This is a genomic window from Cytobacillus spongiae (genome assembly GCF_021390075.1).
On sequence record NZ_CP089997.1, the window covers coordinates 1240138 to 1254737 of the forward strand.

13 protein-coding genes are annotated in these 14600 nt (G+C 37.0%); 10 read left to right on the top strand and 3 right to left on the bottom strand.

Annotated features, from left to right (window positions below):
* The first annotated feature begins 121 nt into the window (after positions 1-121).
* From LS684_RS06425 to aspA, 3 genes are all read left to right on the top strand, one after another.
* Positions 122-1132, top strand: a complete 1011-nt coding sequence (locus LS684_RS06425; protein WP_233810789.1) for a sodium-dependent bicarbonate transport family permease — start codon at positions 122-124, stop codon at positions 1130-1132.
* Positions 1133-1146: 14 nt separating this feature from the next.
* On the top strand, positions 1147-1623 hold the full coding sequence (locus tag LS684_RS06430) for a carbonic anhydrase (protein ID WP_233810790.1): 477 nt from the start codon (positions 1147-1149) through the stop codon (positions 1621-1623).
* A 194-nt stretch (positions 1624-1817) separates the two neighbouring features.
* Positions 1818-3248 carry an aspartate ammonia-lyase gene (gene aspA, locus LS684_RS06435; RefSeq protein ID WP_233810791.1) on the top strand — a complete coding sequence of 477 codons (1431 nt, stop codon included), beginning with the start codon at positions 1818-1820 and terminating at the stop codon, positions 3246-3248.
* A 40-nt stretch (positions 3249-3288) separates the two neighbouring features.
* Here the strand turns inward: aspA and LS684_RS06440 are convergent, their stop codons facing one another.
* Positions 3289-3792, bottom strand: a complete 504-nt coding sequence (locus LS684_RS06440; protein WP_233810792.1) for a peroxiredoxin family protein — start codon at positions 3790-3792, stop codon at positions 3289-3291.
* 223 nt (positions 3793-4015) lie between these two features.
* On the opposite strand from LS684_RS06440, the gene LS684_RS06445 reads away from it, so the two are divergent.
* The 6 genes from LS684_RS06445 to LS684_RS06470 all read left to right on the top strand — a co-directional run bounded on the left by LS684_RS06445 (position 4016) and on the right by LS684_RS06470 (position 10683).
* Entirely contained in the window at positions 4016-4744 is a 729-nt protein-coding gene (locus LS684_RS06445) for a DsbA family oxidoreductase (protein ID WP_233810793.1), read from the top strand.
* A 121-nt stretch (positions 4745-4865) separates the two neighbouring features.
* Complete coding sequence (locus LS684_RS06450; protein WP_233810794.1) at positions 4866-6545, top strand: sigma-54 interaction domain-containing protein; 1680 nt, start codon at positions 4866-4868, stop codon at positions 6543-6545.
* A gap of 46 nt (positions 6546-6591) precedes the next feature.
* Entirely contained in the window at positions 6592-6804 is a 213-nt protein-coding gene (locus tag LS684_RS06455) for a hypothetical protein (protein WP_233810795.1), read from the top strand.
* 409 nt (positions 6805-7213) lie between these two features.
* A complete protein-coding gene (locus tag LS684_RS06460) occupies positions 7214-8278 on the top strand; it encodes an ethanolamine utilization protein EutH (protein ID WP_233810796.1) in 1065 nt (354 codons plus the stop codon).
* A gap of 52 nt (positions 8279-8330) precedes the next feature.
* The gene (locus tag LS684_RS06465) at positions 8331-9260 is read left to right on the top strand and encodes an alpha/beta hydrolase (RefSeq protein WP_233810797.1); all 930 of its coding nucleotides are present in this window, start codon (positions 8331-8333) and stop codon (positions 9258-9260) included.
* Positions 9261-9435: 175 nt separating this feature from the next.
* Positions 9436-10683 (top strand): ATP-binding protein, encoded by a 1248-nt coding sequence (locus tag LS684_RS06470; RefSeq protein ID WP_233810798.1) that lies wholly within the window; start codon positions 9436-9438, stop codon positions 10681-10683.
* A 90-nt stretch (positions 10684-10773) separates the two neighbouring features.
* On the opposite strand, the gene LS684_RS06475 is transcribed toward LS684_RS06470, so the two are convergent.
* The gene (locus LS684_RS06475) at positions 10774-12222 is read right to left on the bottom strand and encodes a potassium/proton antiporter (protein WP_233810799.1); all 1449 of its coding nucleotides are present in this window, start codon (positions 12220-12222) and stop codon (positions 10774-10776) included.
* A gap of 413 nt (positions 12223-12635) precedes the next feature.
* Between LS684_RS06475 and LS684_RS06480 the strand changes: the two genes are divergently transcribed.
* The gene (locus LS684_RS06480) at positions 12636-13499 is read left to right on the top strand and encodes a nitroreductase family protein (protein ID WP_233810800.1); all 864 of its coding nucleotides are present in this window, start codon (positions 12636-12638) and stop codon (positions 13497-13499) included.
* A gap of 199 nt (positions 13500-13698) precedes the next feature.
* Here the strand turns inward: LS684_RS06480 and LS684_RS06485 are convergent, their stop codons facing one another.
* On the bottom strand, positions 13699-14490 hold the full coding sequence (locus LS684_RS06485; RefSeq protein ID WP_233810801.1) for a formate/nitrite transporter family protein: 792 nt from the start codon (positions 14488-14490) through the stop codon (positions 13699-13701).
* Between the last annotated feature and the right edge of the window lie 110 nt (positions 14491-14600).

The window sequence follows — 14600 nt, forward strand, 5'->3', positions numbered from 1 at the left end:
AAAAGACATAGTTCAGTTAAAGATAAACCGGCCATTTCAAAAATCAAGTGTTTGAAACCACTTGATATTCTGATGTGGTCGGTTTTTATTTTGTTTATTACCCATTGTAAGGAGGCAGAAAATGAACGAAATTATTACTCAAAACCTATTATCACCCGTTGTATTGTTTTTTGTATTAGGGTTAATTGCAGCCCTGGTTAAATCTGACCTAAAATTTCCGAATGGATTAAGCGAAGGGTTAAGCATTTACCTATTGATCGCAATTGGAATAAAAGGCGGTATTGAACTTTCCCACTATCCACTTGCATCCGTTTGGGAACCTATCTTAGGCGCATTATTTTTAGGTGTTATGATTCCTTTTATCACATTATTTGTCCTAAGGCTCATTAAGATGGATTTGAAAAATTCTATTGGACTTGCCGCGACATATGGGTCGATAAGCATTGTGACATATGGAGCTGCGATTTCCTTTCTAGAAAAAAGCGGAACATCCTATGAAGGGTTCATGAATGCACTAGTGGTATTAATGGAGAGCCCAGCTATATTCGTTTCATTGTTTTTACTCAAAGTCATCGAAAACCAAAAGGAAGATTATCCGATGGTTTCTACTCAGAGAATGGGAATTGTTGCCACGTCACCTACCTGGTTTGACAAAGAGGTTATTAGAGAAAGTGTCTTTGGAAAAAGTGTTCTTCTTTTGATGGGGAGTTTAATTATTGGATGGGTGCTTGGAGAAAGTGCACTTCCGATGGTTAAGCCTTTGTTTATCGATTTGTATAACAGTGTTCTGATTCTATTCTTATTGAACATGGGCTTGATTGCAGGTGCCCGCTTACCAGAGGTTAAGAAACATGGGATGAAGTTAGTGTTATTTGGCTTAGTTTCACCTCTATTATTCGGTACCTTAGGTGTTCTCGTTGGTAGCTTTGTTGGCTTGTCGTTAGGTGGAGTTACATTAATGGGTGTATTAGCTGGAAGTGCATCTTATATTGCAGCACCAGCGGCTCTTAAGTCTTCAGTGCCAGAAGCAAATCCCTCAATTTATTTAGGATTATCTTTAGGAATTACATTTCCATTTAACTTAATCATTGGAATCCCTGTTTATTTTGAAATGGCTAAATGGATTCAATAAAGGGAGGAATCATTATGTCGAAGCTTAATCAAAAAAAATCATTAATAATTACAGATGTAAAAGAAGATATCTACCGTTTGTTTCCAGAAATAACGAATAAACAGCCTTCAGAATGGGTCGTTTTTAACAGCTATGGAACAGTTATATCGCAGCCATACGGATGTATGATGAGAAACATCATTTTAGCCGTATACAATGATAATGTTGAAGATATATACATCATTGGTGAAAAGGATGATCAAGGACGAATGGGAGAGAGCATTTTAAATAAAATAAAAGAAGCAGGAGTTTCAGAGGACACCATTCATACGATCAATTATTTGGATGTAGTGGACAATGATCTTGCGAGCTGGTTAATTGGAGCTGAAGACGTTAAGGGAGCGATTGAAAAGAATATTGATTTAATTAAAGGCCATCCCTTAATGCCTAAGTCAATTTCGGTCCATGCGTATATTGCAGATACGAATACGGGAGAATATGCAGCAGTCTAGTCTGCAAGTTGTATTCTTTAATGTAATATCCGACTCGAAACTTCAAATGTGTTGATGATCTATTCAGTTCCTTCCAATTTCCCAAAATCCAAAATAAACACCTTGAGGTTTCTAGTTGGATTTGTTTTAATTTTATTAGGAATGGAAATACAATCCTTTCTATAATGAGTAGTCGAACAGAGGAGTCTAGGGATATGACCATCACAAAGAGTCAAATGAGAACCGAGAAGGATTTTTTAGGAACAAAGGAAGTTCCTGCCGAAGCCTATTACGGAATTCAAACACTTCGTGCAGTTGAAAACTTTCCAATTACAGGGTATCGAATTCATGAAGAGTTGATTAAAGCGATGGCAGTTGTGAAAAAATCGGCTGCTTTAGCAAATATGGATATTAAACATCTTTATTCAGGTATTGGTGAATACATCGTGAAAGCTGCTGATGAGCTGCTGGCTGGTAAATGGCATGATCATGTCATTGTTGACCCAATTCAAGGTGGAGCTGGAACTTCCATTAACATGAACATGAATGAAGTTATTGCGAACCGTGCACTCGAATTGTTAGGACATGAAAAAGGGAACTACTCTTATTGTAGCCCAAACACACATGTGAATATGTCCCAGTCCACAAATGATGCATTTCCAACTGCGATTCATATTGCCGTGTTGAATCTGTTAGAACAGTTAATTGAATCTATGGAAAATATGCACGCAGCCTTTCAAGAAAAGGCACTTGAATTTAACCATGTTATTAAAATGGGGCGGACACACCTTCAAGATGCTGTTCCTATTCGTCTAGGGCAAGAGTTCGAAGCTTATAGCCGTGTAATTGCTCGTGATATTAAGCGGATTAAACAATCGAAACAACATCTTTATGAAGTGAACATGGGGGCAACAGCAGTTGGAACAGGATTAAATGCTGAACCTGCCTATATAGAATTAGTCGTTCACTATTTACGTGAGATTAGTGGACTTCCATTAACTGGCGCTGAACACCTTGTGGATGCGACTCAAAATACAGATGCATATACCGAGGTATCAGGTGTATTAAAGGTTTGTATGATTAATATGTCAAAAATCGCTAACGATTTAAGATTAATGGCATCTGGCCCAAGAGCTGGTTTAGGAGAAATCGTGCTACCAGCAAGGCAGCCAGGCTCATCGATTATGCCAGGGAAAGTAAACCCTGTATTACCAGAGTTAATCAATCAAGTGGCATTTCAAGTTATCGGGAATGATCAAACAATTTGCTTAGCATCTGAAGCAGGTCAATTGGAATTAAATGTGATGGAGCCTGTATTAGTGTTTAACCTCTTGCAGTCGATTAGCATTATGAGTAATGCATTCCATACCTTCACAGAGAATTGCTTAAAAGGAATCAAAGCAAATGAAGAGCGACTTCGAGAATATGTCGAGAAGAGTGCTGGGGTTCTTACAGCTGTTAACCCTCATATAGGATACGAAGTGGCATCACGAATAGCACGTGAGGCTATCTTAAATGGAAAACCGGTTAGAGAGCTATGCTTACAATATGATGTGCTATCAGAAGAAGAGTTAAATTTAATCTTAGATCCATACGAAATGACAAAGCCTGGGATTGCAGGTGCTTCATTACTTGATAACGATTAAATCATAAAGAAAACCCCCGAACATTCCGGGGGTTTTCTGCTTATTTCATTTGCTTTGCAATATACTGAACGATTTTTCGCAACTCTGTAGTTGAAGGACGTCCAAATGGACTTGTTTGTCTTTGTTGGTAGAGAAGTTTTCCGTTTTCATCAACAAGGAAGTATGCAGGCTCACCATGTGCTCCATGATCCTCGTATGGTGCATCTTCTCCGTGGTAGAATACATCAAATGATTTTAATGCTTCAAGATTTTCATCTGAAAGAACGGGGAAAGTCAGTGAATGCTCGTCTACCATTTGTTTTAGATTGCTCTTAGAATCAGTTGAAATGGTGATGAAATGAACATTCTTTCCTTCGAAAAATCCTTTGTTTTCCTCAATATCTTTTAAATCCTGAACACATACAGGACACCATGATCCTCTAAAGAAAATAATCATATGCCAAGCCTTATGTTCTTGTTGATGGCTATCAAATGAAAAATCTTCTCCAGTAGCGGTTGGTAATGTGAAATTTGGAATTTTGTCTCCAAGTGAAAATACAGACATGGAATATCCTCCTTATAATTAGGTTAAACCTATTTACGTGATTGTGTTACCCTTTATATGATAGCTCTAAACTACATGAAAATATGTAAGGATGCTTACATAACGTAAAATTGCCTCTTTTGAGCATCTCTTTTCATCTATTTTGTGAATCATGCTACAATGCAAATACAGATGCAGTGTTGATCGGTCTCCAGCTGCTAACTAAATAAAGAGGTGTTATCAAATGAAAATTGAAGTGTGGTCGGATTTTGTTTGTCCGTTTTGTTATATTGGAAAACGTAAATTGGAGATGGCTCTTGAGCAGTTTCCACATATGAAAGATGTGGAAGTTGAATATAAGAGCTTTGAGTTAGATCAAAATGCTCCTATTTATTCTGGTGAAAGTATCCATGAGGTTATTGCTAAGAAGTACGGAATTACGGTAGACCAAGCAAAAGCAAATAGTATTGGCGTCGGTGAGCATGCTGCAAGTGTGGGATTGACATTCAATTTTGAAGATATGAAACCAACAAATACGTTTGATTCTCACCGCTTAGCCAAGTTTGCGAAGGAACAAGGAAAAGAAAAAGAAATCACAGAAAATCTGTTATATGCCTATTTTACCGAGTCAAAAAATCTCAGTGATATTGACACTTTAGTTGAAATTGCAGAAGCTTCAAACCTCAATCGTCAAACAGCAATTGAAGTATTAAATGACAAAGCAGCATTTGCAAATGACGTACGGATAGATGAGGGAATTGCTCAACAATACGGAGTGACAGGTGTTCCATTTTTCATCTTTAATCAAAAATATGCGATATCTGGTGCTCAGCCTCTAGAAACTTTTGTAGGAGCACTACAAAAAGTTTGGGAAGAAGAACATCCTAAACCACAATTGGTCGATCTTTCTTCGGATCAAAGTGGTGCAGCAGTATGTACAGATGAAGGCTGTGAAATCCCTGAAAAGGAATAACTAATTATGAAAAGCAAGGACATCCGTTTGGGTGTCTTTTTCTATGAGGATTTCTAGCAATCATACTCCGTTGCAACTACAATAGTAATTATAGCTAAGACGCGTGAAAAAAGGTGGGTATATGGAGCAAATAACTATTCATCATTATCTCCAGAATGATTTTTCAATTATTGATAATAAATATGTCAAGAGTACTGACGAAGGTAGCTCAATCCTTATTATGAAAAAGGGGAATAAGTATTTTTATGCTGTACGAGAAGAGATTCTATATTTCAAGGAACCTTATTTTCGAGAAGCAACAATAGTAGACGAAAATGCTTTGATTGAATCTCTCTTTGGGCAATCGGTAAGTGCTTATATTATTGTCTTAAATGAAAAACATAACGTGGTCGGATATCTCAGATCGAGTAGAGTTCATCAAGAATTGTATAGGGTATATAAAAGACAATCCGCTTTTTTCCAAACCATGGTTGATACGATGGACCATTCCGTATCAGTTGTAGATCATAATGAAAAAACATTGGTTTGGACAAAGGGAGCGGAAAGGTTGTTTTCAATTTCTCAAGAAGAAATTATTGGAGAAAGCATGAGTCGATTTTTTCCAAAAGAAAGGCTATTAAATTGTGCAGCGATGATGACAAAGCAATCATATAGACAGCATCTTCATCAGCCTCGCGAAGATTTATATGTATTGATTAATGCAAGTCCGGTTATTGTCGACGGAGAAGTAATTGGGGCAATTGCTGAAGAAACAGATGTTACAAGTCAAATGTATATGAATCAAGAGCTCTTGAAAGTATCTTCCAAAATCCATCGACTAGAAAAAGAAGTTTCTCAATGGAAAGAGGGCTTTGATGCTTTTCAAAAAATAAAAGGATCGAGCCCTAAGATCAAAGAAACCCGAGCCTTCGCAAAGAAAATGGCAACAACGAATGCCAACCTGCTGTTACTTGGAGAAACTGGTGTAGGGAAGGAAGTATTTGCAAGAGCCATCCACGAGGAAAGGAGCTCGAAGGAGCCATTTATAGCGATCAACTGCGGTGCATTATCTTCTACATTGTTTGAAGCTGAACTATTTGGCTATGCTCCTGGAGCTTTTACCGGAGGGGATCCGAAAGGAAAGGCTGGAAAGATATCAATTGCTGGTAATGGAACGTTATTTCTAGATGAAATCGGCGATCTTCCTCTTGAGCAACAGGTTAAATTGCTTCGTATTCTTGAAAATCGCACCTATTTTCCTGTAGGAGGGAACAAGCAATTTGAGGTGAAATGTAGAATAATTGCTGCCACTAATCAACCTTTGGAAAAGAAAATGTCTGATGGGACCTTTAGGGAAGATCTGTATTACCGCCTAAATACATTTTCACTTGAAATTCCACCCCTTCGTAATCGAAAACAAGATCTAATTGAATATTTACATCAGTTTATTTATGAATTTTCTGTTGTTTATGACAAGCAAATTGAACGTGTAACCCCCTTAGTAATGAAGGCACTATATAGTTATGATTGGCCAGGCAATATTCGTGAACTTAGAAGTTGTGTGGAACGGGCAGTTTTGTTAGCTGATAATGGACAACTCGATGTGAATGGCTTTCCAGGAGTGATTAGTTCTAGTGTAATGGAGTCTTCGAATTCGAGTGATTTTTTATCTAGCAATCTCGAACAATATGAAGTGGTTAAAATCATTGAGGCTTTGAAGATGGAAAAGGGAAATAAGAAAAAAGCAGCAGAGAGGTTAGGGGTGTCTCGCGCTACTTTGTATAATAAATTAAAAAAATTCGGGTTAAATTCTGTAAATTAAATAAGTTTGATAAAATAAAGGGAAAAGTTTCTAATGGGGGAATTGGATGTCACGATATATCAGTATCTTTTTTCTAGTGATTTTTTCGAGTGTCTTGATGTTTTTTCTGTTTGCACCGCTGTTTGATGGAGGCGATGCTGGAGAAACGGCTGTATACACAACGAGTATGATAATTATTGTGTTACTTTCTATGATAATTACTATACTGATCTATTTGATTCAACTAGTCAAAGGATCCATCGGGCGGGGGAAAAAATAGCTATTCAAAGCCAATAAGAGAAGCATAATGAAAATCATAGTTGGTTAAATGGCCAACCGTAGAACGCAGTTATGGATGCAACTGCGTTCTTCCTTTTTTAAATTAATAGTATGCGAGTGATGATTGTTCTCATATGGAAGGATATGTGTTGCTACAATGGTTCTATTTGGTTCTCATTTATACTTACATTGACGTACTGTCTTAGTTATAACGTGATTGGCAATGTTTTGCAAAACTAGAACAGTTTGAATAAGTAACCAAGAAATAAAAAGGAATTTCTTCAAAATGTATAGGTAACGATACATATTTTTATCTCCCGTGTCAAAAAAATTAGACACTAATTCTTATTGCCCTGCAGTAATCAGTTGGCATGAATTTTGCAACAGTGTTCGTAGGGGGGGAAGAAAAAATGAATGAAATACTTATGTGGATCATTTCCTTATTTGTCATTATTAGTATCATTGACCGAGTAGGAGGATTTAGATGGGGGTTTGGAGAAGAATTTATAAAGGCCTTTCAAAGTATGGGAGCCCTTGCTCTTTCTATGATTGGAATGATCTCGCTGTCTCCTGTTCTTGCGAGATGGTTGATTCCGATTGTCACTCCTGTATTTGAAGCTTGTGGAGCAGACCCGTCCATGTTTGCCTCGATGGTATTCGCGCTTGATATGGGCGGGCAAGCTTTGGCGGAAGAGATGGCTCTAACAAAAGAGGCAGCCTATTTTTCTTGGGTGTTCGTAGGAACAATGATGGGTCCGACCATTGTGTTTACCATTCCTGTTGCGTTAAATATGCTGAAGGAAGAGGATCTGCCTTTTTTCGCACAGGGAATTCTAATTGGTCTAATCACAATCCCACTGGGGTGTCTAATCGGGGGATTAGTAGCGGGATATTCCTTATTATGGATGCTACCGAATCTTCTTCCGGCAGTAATATGTTCTGTGATTATTAGCCTGTTATTGAAAGTTTATCCAAAACTCACGATTCGGTTATTTACGTATTTCTCCAAACTAGTGGAGTGGACATTGATGGTAGGTCTTGTTTGCATTGCTCTTGAAGCTCTAGTTGGAGTTAAAGTTTTCAAGGGGATGATTCCAATATCAGAGAGCTTTCAAATTGTTGGAAGCATAACGATTACATTAGCAGGAGCTTTTCCACTGATGTATGGTGTGCAAAAGCTCTTAAAGAATCCAGTGATGAAAATTGGAAAAAAATCGGGGTTGGATGAATATTCACTGCTCGGACCTATTACATCATTAGCCCATCATATACCAATGTTTACTAACTTACAAAAGATGACTCCAAGAGGGAAGGTACTTAACACTGCTTTTGCGGTCAGTGGTGCTTTTACATTTGGGAGTCATCTAGGGTTTGTGGCTTCAGCAGCACAGAGTATGATTTTTCCCATGATTATAGGGAAATTGTCGGCAGGTATATTGGCATGGGCTGTTGCATGGATTGTAACAAGAGAATAGGTTGAATTAAAGGAAATAGAATAAAAAGAAAATAGCAAGGAGGAGAAAGCCTATGTTTGACCGATTATGGCTAGAGATGTCAGATGGACATGAGGTGTTTGTTTCTTATTGGTATCAAGAGGGTCTTAAGCCTAAAGCGATAGTACAAATTGCTCATGGGATGGCAGAACATATTGAGCGTTATCATGAGTTTGCAAATTTTCTTGTTTCTCACGGGATCTTTGTTTATGGAAATGATCATAGAGGACACGGAAAAACAGGTGAGAAGGCAGGAATCCTTGGCTTTTTTGCTGAAGAAAATGGATTTGAAAGAGCTGTAGATGATTTGAAGGAAATTAATTCATATATAAAGCATGCAAGTCCACAAGTACCAGTATTTATTATGGGGCATAGTATGGGGTCCTTTTTAGTTCGCCGCTTTATTCAACGGTATGAACAAAGTGTAAGTGGAGTAATTTTATCTGGTACCGGAGGCAATCCCGGTTTTCTAGGGAAGTTAGGTAAGTTAGTTGCAAATTCACAAATTCGAAAGCATGGGAAACGAACCGAAAGTCCTCTGATGAATCAATTATCGTTTGGTAATTTTAATAAGAGATTTTCAGATGGATCCTCAGAATTTAATTGGCTCACGAGAGATGCGAAAGAGATGCAGAAATATATAGATGATCCACTGTGTGGCTTTATTGCAACAGCAGGATTTTATTCTGACTTAATGACGGGACTTGAACGAATTCATCATAATCAAGAAGTGAGAAAAATAGATAAAGAATTGCCATTTTTTATTTTCAGTGGTGACCAAGATCCGGTTGGAAAAGATACAAAGGGTGTCAAACAGGTAATCGATCAATATACAAAACATGGTATACATCAGATTGAATACAAATATTATTATGAAGGCCGCCATGAGATGCTAAATGAATTAAACCGTGAGGAAGTGATGAGAGATATTTTGGAGTGGCTTGAGAAGAGGTTAAACGCCTAACATTTTTCCGGTTTTATTAATAAAGAGACGTATTTAGAGTATCATTCATGGGTACAATATTTTTTTTATAAAGCATGCATGTGAATTTACTGAAAATTTTCAAATATCCTTAGGAGTGAAAGCGATCATCCTGTAAGATAAATAAGTAGATTAATATAACTAGGCGGTGATATCCATGGCTATTGCTGGACCACTACTCATTAATACCTTGATTATTTTAACAGGCTATTTCTTTCTACACGTTTATTTAACTAGCTATAAGAAAAGAGTAAGAAATGCTAATAGGGTCATCTTTGTAGTAGCAGGGATTATCACCATTTTAGTTGTCTCTTTCCCGTATGTGCTAGAGCCTGGAAATATTTATGATCTTAGAAAAATACCTATTATTCTAGCTTCTTTTTATGGGAGTATTCCCGTGGGGATTTCAATCATTATCATCATGTTTGTATACCGGTATGTATTAGGTGGAATTGGTGTAATTCTAACACTAATCATTTACAGCATATTACTAGTTTTACTTATTGTATTTGAAAAAAAATTCAAGCGAGCTACTATTAAAGGAAAAATCATTATTTCTTCTCTCTTAGCTGGTGGAACCTCTTTTCTGGGCCCTTTTATAGATCTGTTTAGCGGCATCCCCATTTTGGAAAATGATTATCTCAACTTTTATCTTCTCTTCTTTTTAGGAAATAGTGTTTTTATGGGGATATGTGTTTACATGACGGAAGGAATCATTAATAATTACCGGCTGAGAGAGAGGATGGTTCGCAATGAGAAACTTGGTGTAGTAAGTCAATTAGCTGCTTCCCTAGCCCATGAAATTAGAAGCCCTTTAACCGCAAGTAGGGGTTTTGCCCAACTGTTAGAGGAAATGGTAACCGATGAGACTCAATTGAATTATATCCGAATAACGAAAAACGAAATGGACCGTGCATTATCAACGATTGAAGATTATTTAACTTTTGCAAAGCCTGAAGCTCATCGATTATCAGAAGTGAATTTGAGAGAAGTCCTGCTGCAAGTTAACGAAATATTGACACCGTATAAAGTCCAAAATAATGTTTGCCTTCATTTGAATTTGCATAATTGTTATATTCAAGCGGATTCCTCGAAGCTATTGCAATGTTTCGTCAATATCGTGAAAAATGCAATCGAGTCAATGCCTTCTGGCGGAAGTGTAAGGATCTATCTTCGAAGAAATCGAGAGACCATTTTTGTATCAATTAAAGATCATGGAAAAGGAATGTCTGTGGAAGAACTAGATCGGTTAGGAACTCCATTCTATTCAACAAAAGAGAAGGGGACTGGTTTAGGGATGATGGTTTCCATGAGATTGATTCAATTGATGAAGGGAACGATCGAATTTCAAAGTGAAGTAAATAAGGGAACAGAAGTAATCGTGACCTTTCAGAATGAAATGTAGAAAGATAAAATGATCAAAAAATCCCTCAAAAGTGAATAACTATCTTTTGAGGGATTTTTTTAAGGGAAGCTTGCGAGAAAATTACAAATCTTAGACTTGTAGATGCAAAAACAACTGTTTGATTGCTTCTCTTTTGTCTTTGCAAATAAGTACATACAATGTGTCACCAGGACATAGCTTTGTATCTCCACGCGGTGTTATCAGTTGATTATTCCGAATAACAGCGGTAATCAATGATTCATCAGGTAGAATAATGTCCTTTAATTCTTTCCCGATTACACTAGATTGCTCTGTGAGTGTCAATTCCATAATTTCATTGTTCGTCTTTCCAATAGACACAAGCTCTAAGCTATGAGAGATTTGGAGCTTTTCTCCGCCTGATAGTCCAAGACGCTTGGCAAGCGGGTTGATCGTAGCCCCTTGTAACAAGGCAGATAAAAGGACAACGAAGAAAACAACATTAAAGATAACCTGGCTGTTCTGTAAGCCTACTAGCATTGGGTATGTTGCTAAAACAATAGGGACCGCACCCCTTAATCCTGCCCAAGAAATAAATACTTTCTCACTAAATGTGTACTTGGAGAGTAGCATACTAATAAAGACTCCGATTGGACGGGCTACAAGCATAAGAACAAAGGAGAGTAGAATTCCTTGCCATGCAATATGGATTAGTTGGTTTGGAAATACGAGTAATCCTAATACTATAAACATTAAAATTTGCATCATCCACGCGAATCCTTCATTAAACCTAAAGATTGAATGGCGGTAGGTTAAATCAGAGTTACCGACAAGAACAGCCATAACGTAGACTGCTAGTAAACCACTTGCTCCTAAAACGGTTGTAATGGCATACGTTAAAATGGCTAAAGCTAATGAAAGAACCGGATAAAGTCCAGAAGAATCGAGATTAATCTTATTGATTAACCAAACAGACAGCTTTCCAAATAGTAATCCAGCTACAAGACCAAAGCCCATTTGCCAAAGAAACGAAAAAAGTAAGTTTATATAGCTGGTTTCTGGCATTTGAATCACACTAATCAGGGTAACGGTTAGGAAAATCGCCATTGGATCATTTGTCCCCGATTCCGCTTCTAATGTTGAAGTAAGCTTAGGTTTTATATTTTTATTGCCTAATACGGCGAATACAGCGGCAGCATCGGTCGAACCAACGATTGCACCAAACAATAGTCCTTCAAGCCAAGTGAAGTCTAACACAAATTTAGCAACTATTCCGATGATAAGCGTTGTAACAAATACACCTATTGTTGCAAGTGAAAGAGAAGCTGGAAGAACAGGGCGAATGTTGGTCCATTTCGTCTGTAATCCACCTTCGAATAAGATAACGATTAATGCTAATATCCCGAATAATTGAGTAATCTTTGCATTGTCATAATAGATATAATTGCTAAGGACCATTCCAACTGCTACGAAAAGTACAAGTGAGGGTAAGCCAAGCCTAGCAGAAAATTTTGTCGTGACTACCCCTAGAATTAACAAACAGGAAAGCAATAATATAGCTCCATCTACCGTAAAGTGCACATGTTTGCTCCTTTCTTTCGTTCTTTGAATTAAGCGATATAGAAATTCCTATGGAAATATCTATGGAAATATCTATGGAAATATCTATGGATGTATGGGTTTACTACTATTCACTGTATAAAAACGAGAATGGTATTAATGTTAAATTTTTGAGATAGTTATCAAGCCTAATTAGGGGAGAAGGCTAACGTATTAAGATAGGATTTAGCTATTTAAAGCGGTGATTTCTTTTTTATTATAAACAGTATTTTGCTTCATCACCAATGATTTGAATTATTGTGTCATTCAGTTAGAGGTGTCGATAGTAAGAACTACATGATCATCTATATTAAGGGGAGGAAATGTAGCAAATCATTTAGGTTTCCAATTCCATAATTTACGATTACAATGGAAACGCAGATAGGAGGGGTTATATGTTATATCAACAGTCAGTTATTGAAACGATGAAACGGCGTCAATCAATTCGTACATATGAAACAGAAGTTATTAAACAAACAGATGTAAATAAAATTCTAGAGTTTATTAACCAAGAAGAAAATGTAGTTGGTCCTTTTGGAACAAGTGGCCGAATGGAATATGTTGCTGTAACAAAGAATGTTTCTGACAAAGGTATTAAACTTGGAACTTATGGATTCATAAAAAATCCACAAGGTTATATTGTGGGGATTTCCGTGAATGAGAAGTATTCGTTAATTGAATTTGCTTTTACCTTTCATAAGCTCGTGCTCTATTTATCAGAGCTTGGACTAGGAACGTGCTGGATGGGTGGAACCTTTACAAGAAGTACTTTTGAGCAAGAAATCGCTCTTCTGGATTCGGAGTTTATTCCATGTATTACTCCAATAGGTTATCCGAAGGAAAAACAACGTGTGTTTGATAAGGCATTAAGGTATGTTGTAAAAGCAGATAATAAGAAAAGCTGGAATCAATTATTTTATACTAACCAATTTAAATCACCTCTTACAGAAGAAGCAGCAGGTTTATTTGATATCCCTCTTGAAATGGTTAGAATCGGACCATCTGCATCTAATAAACAACCATGGCGTTTAGTATTATCAAATGATGGAAAGACCGTGCATTTCTATATTGAACATACCCCGAACTATAGTGCTAAGCTAGGATATGATATGCAGTTATTGGATATGGGAATAGCAATGTGCCAATTTGAATTGGCTTGCAATGAATTAAAGCTAAATGGTAGCTGGATCGTTAAAGATCCTAACTTTAAGATACCAAATGAAAACTTTGAATATGTTTCAAGTTGGAAAGCAAACTAGTAGGAGTTAAGACTATTAAGGGAAATAAAAGAAAGCTGACACACGAAAGCGCAGCGAGGAGGCTCAGATTCCTCCCCGCGGAAAGCGAGTGTCTGCAGCGCAGGTGGAATGAACTTGTTTTTACAACCGAAATATTCAATAAAAGTCATTGATCGTCTTTGAGAAGGAGTCAATTAGTTATGTCCCAGCCTCTTTTTACCTATTCTATAGAGGAGTTTTTTTCTAAATAAGGTTTGTTTACGAAGTAGTACATCCATCCCATTAAAATGCTACCTCCAATCAAGTTTCCAATCGAGACTGGAATTAGATTATAGAGAACTCCTTGGAAGCTAATGGATATTGGATGTTCAATCACGAGGGCAATTGCAAATGTACACATATTCGCAATACTATGTTCATACCCCGAAATAAAAAAACAAAAAACAAATAAAATCATGACAAAAAGTTTTGCAGCGTCATTGCTTAGGTTCATCGGAATAAAAAAAGCTAAGCAGACGAGCCAATTACACAGAATACCTCGAAAAAATAATTCAAAAAACGGGGCATGCATTTTCTTTTCAACGACAGCTAACAAAAACTCACTTGGGGCATCGGTGAAAAGTCCCGTTGTATAAATTAACAAGGCAAATAATATGGCGCCTATTGTATTCCCTAAATAGCTGACTGCTAATAAAGACCATACATTTGACCATGTCATTTTCTTCCTTAATGCGGAGAATGTAAAATAAAAGGTATTTCCAGTAAATAAGTCTCCTCCTCCGAATGCAATTAGAATAATTGCAGCTCCAAACGTAATGGCAGCCATTGGATAAGCGACGGGAGATTGGACTTGATAGAAATAGCCACCGGTTTTAAAGGCTACAATTACTCCAAAACCTATAAACATACTAGCTAATGCAGCTCGTAATATATAATGAATCGGATTGGTTTGGAAGATGACTTGTTTTTTATCTGCTAGTTTTTCTACCTCTAATAACGGCTTTAATTCCATGTTAGCACCATCCAATAAGTATTAAGGAATAGTGTATGTAACTTACTTCATTTCTATTAATTCCCTTTGAAAAAAACAGTGTTAACGTTAAATCTCAAGACCATTGTATA

Bases quoted from the DNA above. Each gene is read 5' to 3' on its own strand.
- LS684_RS06440 (WP_233810792.1), bottom strand. From the start codon at position 3,792: ATGTCTGTATTTTCACTTGGAGACAAAATTCCAAATTTCACATTACCA.
- aspA (WP_233810791.1), top strand. From the start codon at position 1,818: ATGACCATCACAAAGAGTCAAATGAGAACCGAGAAGGATTTTTTAGGA.
- LS684_RS06460 (WP_233810796.1), top strand. From the start codon at position 7,214: ATGAATGAAATACTTATGTGGATCATTTCCTTATTTGTCATTATTAGT.
- LS684_RS06485 (WP_233810801.1), bottom strand. From the start codon at position 14,490: ATGGAATTAAAGCCGTTATTAGAGGTAGAAAAACTAGCAGATAAAAAA.
- LS684_RS06425 (WP_233810789.1), top strand. From the start codon at position 122: ATGAACGAAATTATTACTCAAAACCTATTATCACCCGTTGTATTGTTT.
- LS684_RS06450 (WP_233810794.1), top strand. From the start codon at position 4,866: ATGGAGCAAATAACTATTCATCATTATCTCCAGAATGATTTTTCAATT.
- LS684_RS06455 (WP_233810795.1), top strand. From the start codon at position 6,592: ATGTCACGATATATCAGTATCTTTTTTCTAGTGATTTTTTCGAGTGTC.
- LS684_RS06445 (WP_233810793.1), top strand. From the start codon at position 4,016: ATGAAAATTGAAGTGTGGTCGGATTTTGTTTGTCCGTTTTGTTATATT.
- LS684_RS06480 (WP_233810800.1), top strand. From the start codon at position 12,636: ATGTTATATCAACAGTCAGTTATTGAAACGATGAAACGGCGTCAATCA.
- LS684_RS06470 (WP_233810798.1), top strand. From the start codon at position 9,436: ATGGCTATTGCTGGACCACTACTCATTAATACCTTGATTATTTTAACA.
- LS684_RS06430 (WP_233810790.1), top strand. From the start codon at position 1,147: ATGTCGAAGCTTAATCAAAAAAAATCATTAATAATTACAGATGTAAAA.
- LS684_RS06465 (WP_233810797.1), top strand. From the start codon at position 8,331: ATGTTTGACCGATTATGGCTAGAGATGTCAGATGGACATGAGGTGTTT.